Genomic DNA, 7,528 nt, shown 5'->3' on the forward strand with positions numbered 1-7,528 from the left:
GAGTAGGACCAGGCGATGTCCCGTCTCCGTTCCCTGATCAAGGCCCTGGCCGCGACGGCCGTGGCCGGTGCGCTTCTGACGAGCCCGGTCCTGACGAGCCCGGTGTCGGCCGGGACCGCGCCCAGGACCGACCCCACACCTTCCCCCTCCCCCACCGCCGGCGCCGCCGCGACGTTCGGCATCCAGCCGGCCACCTCCACCGCGCGCGACAAGAGCCGCGACTCCTTCACCTACCAGGCGACGCCGGGCGCGAAGAAGACCGACTACGTCGCGGTCTCCAACTACAGCACGAGCCCGCTCAAGCTGCGGATCTACGCCACGGACGCCTACAACACCGCGGACGGCGGCTTCACCGTCCTGCCCCTGGACACCAAGGCCCGGGACGTCGGCCTGTGGGTGTCGTTCGCCACCACGACCGTCACCCTGCCCGCGAAGTCCTCGCAGATCCTGCCCTTCACCCTGCAGGTCCCGGCGACCGCCCGGCCCGGCGACCACGTCGGCGGCATCATGCTGTCCCTGACGACCCAGGCGTCCGACGGCAAGGGCGGCCAGATCGCGGTCGAGTCCCGGGTCGGCACCCGGTTGCAGGTACGGGTCCCCGGGGCGCTGAAGCCGGAGCTGACGGTGAGCCAGGTGAGGGCGGTCTACCAGGGCTCGACGAACCCGTTCGGCGGCGGCACCGTGACCGTGACCTACCTCGTGCGGAACACCGGCAACGTCCGGCTGTCCGCGACGCAGAAGATCCACGTCAGCAGCCTGATCGGCGGATCGCGGCCGAGCCTGCCGATCCCCGACGTCAAGGAACTGCTGCCGGGCGACCAGGAGCAGGTGACCGCGACGGTGCGGGGGGTGCTGCCGTCGTTCAGCTCGGACGTCCACATCTCGCTGGTACCGACGCCGGTCCCCGGTGACGTCGACCCGACGCTGGCGGCCATGGACGAGAGCTTCTCGGTGGCCACGCCGCCGTGGCCGATGGTGCTGCTCATCCTGATACTGGGCGCGCTCGGCGGGCTGTGGGTGTGGCGGCGTCGGGTGCGGAAGCGTCGGGGCGCGAAGCCGAAGCCCGGGACGCCCGCGGCGAAGAAGGCGGCAGCGGCCAAGACGACCGCGGCGAAGACGACCGCAGCCAAGAAGACGGCTTCCGCCAAGACCTCGGCCACCGCCAAGACGGCCGCGCCCAAGAAGACCGCGGTGTCGGCGGCCGCGCCTTCGGCCGGGTCCTCGGCCGGGTCCTCCGCCGGGTCCTCCGCCGGGTCTTCGACCGGGTCCGGAGAGGCGGAGAACACGTGACGGAGACAGCTGATTCGTCCTTCCCCGCCTCGGCGCGGATCCCGGTCTTCGTGGTGATCGCGGTGACGGCCTACGTTCTGGGCACGGCTTCGCGGGCCGAGGCCGCAACCACCCCCGCCGGCCCTGTCGGCCCCGCCAGCCCCGGTACAGTGCTCGGCGGCGGGGACATCACCGTGTCGACGGTGATGGCGCCGGGCTCGCTCGTCATCAGCGTGCCGCTCAAGGATCCGCCGCTGGCGGGCTGGCTCCAGCCGATCGTCGTCACGGACAACCGCACCGGGGATCCGGGGTGGACGGTGACCGCGATCCTCACCGACCAGCCCACCGACCGGCTCGGCTGGAAGCCGAACCTGCTGGGCGCGGCTCCGGGCGAGTCGATCGTGCTCGGCCCGGCGTTCGGCGTGCGGCCGGACCTGAACCTGGACCAGCCGCGGATTCTGGCGTCGGCCGCCCCGGGGGCGAGCCTGGGGACGGCGCGTCTGGACGCCGCCCTGTCGCTGGACACGCCGAGCGCCGCCGGTCCCGCCGCCACGTTCACGCTCACCGCGATCTGATGCGTGCACCGAACTCCCTGACCGGGTGGCAGCCGGGCGTCGATACCGCTTGGCTGCCACCCCTTTCGCCGGTACTGAAGAAGAGGCCTGGCCGACCGTGACCAGACAGAACGCGGATGACTTCGATGCCGACGCCGAAGCCGATGTCGACGCCGATGCCGAAACCGATGTCGACGCCGAGACCTATGCCGACGTCGATGTCGAGACCGATGCCGAAACCGTGGACGAAGACATCGATGAAGACGTCGTTGAAGACGAAGACGTAGACGAAGACGTAGACGAAGACGTAGACGAAGGCGAGCCGGATGCCGAGGAACCCGGCCCCGATCTCGGCTCCGTCCTCAAGAAGCGTCTGGCGCACCTTCCCTTCGCGCTGGTGCCCGCGCTCGGGATCGCCGTACTGCTGGCCAGATTGCTGGTCAGGCTACTCCGTCCCCTGGTCCCGGGCTGGCTGGTGCGGTGGATCCGCCCCCTGATCCCCGACTGGCTGGCCAAGCCGTTCCTGCTGCGGGTGGCCGGCGTCGCGATCTGCACCCTCGGGGTCGTCCTGTCCACGTTCGTGGCCGAGATGGCGGTGTTCGGCCGCTTCGAGCACCGGCACGACCAGCAGGTCGAGTACGCGGCCTTCCGGGCCGAACTGGCCGCCGGCACCGCCCCGATCGGCGCGCGGGACTACCGCGGCGTGCTGCTGCACCCGGGCGCCCCGGTCGCGCTGCTGTCGATCCCGAGCATCGGGGTCGACGAGGTCGTCGCCGAGGGCACCTCCGGGGCGGTGCTGGAATCGGGGCCGGGCCTGCTGCGCGGCAGCGTGCTGCCGGGCCAGGTGGGGACGAGCTTCGTCCTGGCGCGCGCCTTCGGCTACGGCGGCCCGTTCCACTATCTCGACCAGGTACAGCCCGGCGACCGCGTCGAGGTGACGACCGGCCAGGGCGTCGCGGAGTACCGGGTCTCCGACACCCGGCGCCGCGGCGACCCCGAACCCGCGCGCCTGCACGGTCAGCTGGGCCGCCTCACCCTGATCACCGCGACCGGCCCCGCGTACACCCCGGACGACGCGCTCTACGTCGACGCCGACCTGATCTCGCAGGTCCAGCCGACCCCGCTGGGCGTGGCGCCGCGGTACGCCCGCGACGAGTCGCCGATGGCCCGCGACCGGTACGCGCGTCTCGACGTCGCCGCCTGGATGGCGGTGCTGGTGGCCGCGACGGTCCTGGCGTTCTGGGCCGGGCCGCGCTGGGGCCGGGCCAAGACCTGGCTGGTCGCCGCGCCGGTGCTGCTCGTCGTGGGCCTGACGCTCGCGGACCGGATCGCCCTGCTGCTGCCCAACCTGACCTGATCCGCCACCGAAGCAACCGAAGCGCTACTGGAGCAAGCCCGATGACCGAGATGGCTGAAAGCCCCATCGACACCTCCGAGGACGGGCCGATCGGCACCTGGCCGGGACCCGCCGCCCGCACCGAGCCGGAAGCCCCGGCGGCCTCGGGGGCCCCGACCGGCCCCGGCACCCCCGGCACCCTCGAAGCCCGCGCGATCTCGGCCTGGTTCGGCGACCGCAAAGTCCTCGACCGGGTCTCCCTGACCATGCCCGGCGGCCGGGTCACGGCCCTGATCGGGCCCTCGGGCTGCGGCAAGTCGACCTTCCTGCGCATCCTGAACCGCATGCACGAGCTGGTCACGTCGGCCGCCCTGGCCGGCGAGGTCCTGCTGGACGGCAGCGACATCTACGACCCGGCGATCCGGCTCACGGAGGCCAGAGCACGCATCGGCATGGTGTTCCAGAAGCCGAACCCGTTCCCCGGCATGTCGATCTATGACAACGTCACGGCCGGCCTGAAACTCACCGGCACCCGCCGCAACAGGTCCGAACAGGACGACATCGTCGAGTCCTGTCTCACCCGCGCCGGCCTGTGGAACGAGGTGTCGGACCGCCTCAAGCAGCCCGGCGGCGCCCTGTCCGGAGGCCAGCAGCAGCGCCTGTGCATCGCCCGCTCCCTCGCGGTCCGCCCGGAAGTGCTGCTGATGGACGAGCCCTGCTCGGCCCTGGACCCGACCTCCACCAACCGCATCGAGGAGACGATCCGCGAACTGGCGTCGGAGGTGACGATCGTCATCGTGACGCACAACATGCAGCAGGCGTCCCGCGTCTCCGACCGCTGCGCCTTCTTCCTGGCCTCCGCCGGAACGCCGGGACGCATCGTGGAGCACGGACCCACGGAGGCCATGTTCTCCCGGCCGCGGGACCAGCGGACGTCGGACTACGTCAACGGGCGGTTCGGCTGACGATCGGCGCGGCCGCCACAACTGGCGCCGCGCACGCGACCGGCACTTCCAACGCCACCGACGCGGCAGCCGGACACCGATACTGTCCGGCTGCCACCGGGTCATTGTCTCTCGCCTGTCGATCCGGTGCGCTCAGGCCCCCGCCACGACGGGCTCGCGACCGCCGAGCGCGCGCCACACGAGCGTCGCGGTCCGCGTAGGCCACTCCGGCGGCACGGGCTCGCCGGCCAGCGCGCGGCCGTACCAGGCGCCGGTGCACATGGTGACGGCGATGGTGAGGTCGGCGTCCTGGTCGATCAGGTCGAGGCTCTGGGCGGCTTCGAAGATGGCCTTGATACGGCGGCGGCGCGGGTGGATCACTTGGCTGCGGTAGCGGTCGCGGGCCTGGGGGTCGGTGCTCTCCTGGAGCATGGTGCCGACCAGGGAGAGTCGGCCCGGGCGCGTGACCTTGCGCTGGAAGTCGGTGAGCTCGGCGATCAGGGCGGCCAGGGGGTCCGCGACGGCCGGGGAGTCGCCGCGCTGGGGCGTCGGGGGCGTGTCGTCGACGGTGGCGACGGCGGCGTCGGCGAGGGCGGCCTTGGTGGGCCAGCGCCGGTACAGCGCCTGGCGGGTGGTGCCGGCTTCGGAGGCCACCGCGGCGATCGACATGCCCTCATAGCCCAGGACCGCGAGCTGACGCTTCGCGGCGGCCAGGATCCGGGTGTCGATCCCGCCGTCGCGCGCCCTGCCCTGGCCCGCGGATCGGGCTCCGACCTGTGGCGTCGTCTTCCGGTGCACACCTGGATGGTATCTATGCAATACACACCTGTACCGTATTGATGAGTCGCGTGTCCCCGGACGAAGGGTTGAGGGATCCACCATGATCGTTGAATACGTCCGCTACCAGGTGGCGGAGGACCGCGCCGCGGACTTCGAGGCCGCGTACGCGCGGGCCGCCGGATCGCTGGCGGCGGCGCCGCAGTGCCTGGACTACGAACTCACCCGCTGCGTCGAGGCGCCGGACCAGTACATCCTGCGCATCACCTGGACTTCCGCGGACGACCACACCGTCGGTTTCCGCTCCGGCCCGCACTTCGGGGCGTTCTTCGCCGAGGTGAAGCCGTATTTCACCGACATCCAGGAGATGCGGCACTACGAGCGCACCGCGGTGGTGGGATGACTACGAACAAGATGACTACGAACAACGAGGCGGGCTCGGTGTCGATATCCACATTGCTGGCGGATGTGTGGCAGCTCGAGCGGCGCGTCGCGGATGCCGAGTCCGGGAGCGACATCTCGGCCCGGCTGATCGACTCCGTCATCAGGCCACTGACGATGCTCGCCGCCGATGGCGGGACCGACCTGGTGGAAGAGGGGATTCACCTCGGCGCGGACGCCTCGATCGACTCCGAACTCTGGCGAATCGCCCAGGTCGCCACCCGCCTGCGTGCGGGCGCCGATGCCTGTGCCGATGTCGGTGCCGATGCGAACGCTCCCGCGCTCCTCGTCGAAGCCACCGCCGCGCTCCAGGACCTGGCCTGTTGGTCGGCGCCGGACCCGGAGACCGCCGAAGCCCGAAACGTCCGGCTGACCGAGCTCCAGAGCGACCTCCCCACCGGCATCCAAACCGCGCCCGACGGCCCCTACCTGGTCACCAACGCCACCGACCTCACCACCTGGCTCGGCGAACCGCTCCCGGTCCGCCCCCAGATGGCGCTGTGCCGGTGCGGCGCGTCGGCGACCAAACCCTTCTGCGACGGCACCCACGCGAAGAACGGCTTCACCGGCGCCAAAAGCCCCTCCCGCGTCCCCGACCGCCGCGACACCTACCCCGGGCAGCAGGTCACCGTCTTCGACAACCGCGGGATCTGCGCGCACTCCGGCATGTGCACCGACCGCCTCCCCACGGTCTTCCGCCAGGGCGAGGAGCCGTTCGTCGCGCCCAGCGGCGGCCGCATGGACGAGATCGTCCGGGCCGTCCGCGCGTGCCCGTCGGGGGCCCTGAGCTTCGCGGTCGACGGCCGGGAGGCCCGGGAGCAGGTCGACCGGGACCGGCCGCCGGCCATCGAGGTCTCCAAGGACGGCCCCTACCGCGTCACCGGCTCGATCCCGTTGACCGGGCCCGACGGCGAGCCGGAGCCGCGGAACGAGGGCGCCTCGACCGAGCACTACAGCCTGTGCCGCTGCGGTCAGTCCCAGAACAAGCCGTTCTGCAGCGGCATGCACTGGTACGTGGACTTCCAGGACCCGCCGATGCCCGCCGAGCCGACGCTCTTCCAGTGGGCCGGCGGCCTGCCGGCGCTGACCAGGATGACGCGGCTCTTCTACGAGAAGCACGTCCCCACGGACCCCCTGCTCGCGCCGATCTTCGCGGAAATGTCCCCGGACCACCCCGAGCGCGTCGCGGCCTGGCTCAGCGAAACCTTCGGCGGCCCCAGGCAGTACACCGACAACTACGGCGGTTACGACCGCATGGTCGGCCAGCACGCGGGCCGCGCACTCACCGAGCCGCAGCGCGCCCGCTGGGCCCAGCTCATCATCCAGTCCGCCGGCGAAGCCGGCCTGCCCAGCGACCCCGAATTCCGCGCGGCCTTCGTCGCCTACATCGAGTGGGGCTCGCGCATCGCGGTGGAGAACTCCCAGCCGGGCGCGCACCCGCCGCCGCACATGCCCGTCCCCCGCTGGTGGTGGGTGTGCAACGCGACCCCCGACTCCCGAGTCTCCGCCCTCGCCGTCCAGACCGACCCCGAAGGACCCGTCATGACGCTGCCCACCGCCGACGAGCCACTCAGCTTCGAGGCGCACATCAAGACCCTGTTCCGCCCGATGGACCGCCAGTCGATGAACTTCGTCTTCGACCTGTGGTCCCACGAAGACGTCAGCCGGCACGCCACCGCCATCCTCGGCCGCCTCCGACAGGGGTCGATGCCGTGCGACGGCGCCTGGCCCTCGGAGAAGACGGACGTCTTCGCGCGCTGGATCGAGGCCGGAAAGCCTGCGTAGTGCGGCATCCGAACCGTAGCCCTGGCCGACGATCGCGTCCATCGCCCGCCGCGTTGACGGATCCGCCGGGTGGCGCGCCAGCAGGTGCAGGTCGGGGTTCTCGGCGGCGACGAACTTCGTCTGGCGGAAGGTGAGCGGGCCGTGCTGCGGGAGCGTGAACCGCTTCAGGGCCGGGGTGAAGGCGGCGATGTCGTGGCGCGCCCACAGGTTCGGGAAGTCGGGGTCGGCGGCGGTGACGTCGGTGGTGACGTCGGTGGTGCCGCAGGCGCGCGGGACGGCCGTGTCGTTCTACGTGGCCGCGTTGTTCGTGGGCAGCGCACTGGGAGCGGCGCTCGGAGGCGGGGCCGCCGGGCGCAACGAGTACGGGCTGGTGTTCGGGATCTGCGGGGTGGCCACGGTGCCGCTCACGATCGCGGTGGTGG

General features: G+C 71.7%; 7 protein-coding genes and 3 pseudogenes. 7 read left to right on the forward strand and 3 right to left on the reverse strand.

Annotated elements, in window-relative coordinates:
- The first annotated feature begins 15 nt into the window (after positions 1 to 15).
- Positions 16 to 1,290, forward strand: a complete 1,275-nt coding sequence (locus tag GWK61_RS50940) for a WxL protein peptidoglycan domain-containing protein (protein WP_194921251.1) — start codon at positions 16 to 18, stop codon at positions 1,288 to 1,290.
- Positions 1,287 to 1,844, forward strand: a complete 558-nt coding sequence (locus tag GWK61_RS50945; protein ID WP_194921252.1) for a hypothetical protein — start codon at positions 1,287 to 1,289, stop codon at positions 1,842 to 1,844. Before GWK61_RS50940 ends, GWK61_RS50945 begins: the two co-directional genes overlap by 4 nt.
- Here GWK61_RS50945 and GWK61_RS50950 read toward each other — a convergent pair.
- Complete coding sequence (locus GWK61_RS50950) at positions 1,831 to 2,205, reverse strand: hypothetical protein (protein ID WP_194921254.1); 375 nt, start codon at positions 2,203 to 2,205, stop codon at positions 1,831 to 1,833. The genes GWK61_RS50945 and GWK61_RS50950 overlap by 14 nt on opposite strands.
- A gap of 15 nt (positions 2,206 to 2,220) precedes the next feature.
- On the opposite strand from GWK61_RS50950, the gene GWK61_RS50955 reads away from it, so the two are divergent.
- The gene (locus tag GWK61_RS50955) at positions 2,221 to 3,180 is read left to right on the forward strand and encodes a sortase (protein ID WP_194921256.1); all 960 of its coding nucleotides are present in this window, start codon (positions 2,221 to 2,223) and stop codon (positions 3,178 to 3,180) included.
- 41 nt (positions 3,181 to 3,221) lie between these two features.
- Positions 3,222 to 4,124: a phosphate ABC transporter ATP-binding protein PstB gene (gene pstB, locus GWK61_RS50960; protein ID WP_228564337.1), complete on the forward strand. Its 903-nt coding sequence runs from the start codon at positions 3,222 to 3,224 to the stop codon at positions 4,122 to 4,124.
- Positions 4,125 to 4,256: 132 nt separating this feature from the next.
- On the opposite strand, the gene GWK61_RS50965 is transcribed toward pstB, so the two are convergent.
- Positions 4,257 to 4,901, reverse strand: coding sequence for a TetR/AcrR family transcriptional regulator (locus GWK61_RS50965; protein ID WP_323748149.1), 645 nt, complete (start codon positions 4,899 to 4,901; stop codon positions 4,257 to 4,259).
- 82 nt (positions 4,902 to 4,983) lie between these two features.
- On the opposite strand from GWK61_RS50965, the pseudogene GWK61_RS50970 reads away from it, so the two are divergent.
- Positions 4,984 to 5,280: pseudogene (locus GWK61_RS50970) on the forward strand (putative quinol monooxygenase); the annotation flags it as partial.
- Positions 5,280 to 7,106, forward strand: coding sequence for a CDGSH iron-sulfur domain-containing protein (locus GWK61_RS50975; protein ID WP_228564338.1), 1,827 nt, complete (start codon positions 5,280 to 5,282; stop codon positions 7,104 to 7,106). The pseudogene GWK61_RS50970 and the gene GWK61_RS50975, both read left to right, overlap by 1 nt.
- A 96-nt stretch (positions 7,107 to 7,202) precedes the next feature.
- Here the strand turns inward: GWK61_RS50975 and GWK61_RS61270 are convergent.
- A pseudogene (locus GWK61_RS61270) lies at positions 7,203 to 7,313 on the reverse strand (XRE family transcriptional regulator); the annotation flags it as partial.
- Here GWK61_RS61270 and GWK61_RS50985 point away from each other — a divergent pair.
- Positions 7,261 to 7,528: pseudogene (locus GWK61_RS50985) on the forward strand (hypothetical protein); the annotation flags it as partial. The pseudogenes GWK61_RS61270 and GWK61_RS50985 sit on opposite strands and share 53 nt — an antisense overlap.

Source organism: Catenulispora rubra (assembly GCF_015356825.1).
In the GTDB taxonomy this organism is placed as follows: Bacteria; Actinomycetota; Actinomycetes; order Streptomycetales; family Catenulisporaceae; genus Catenulispora; species Catenulispora rubra.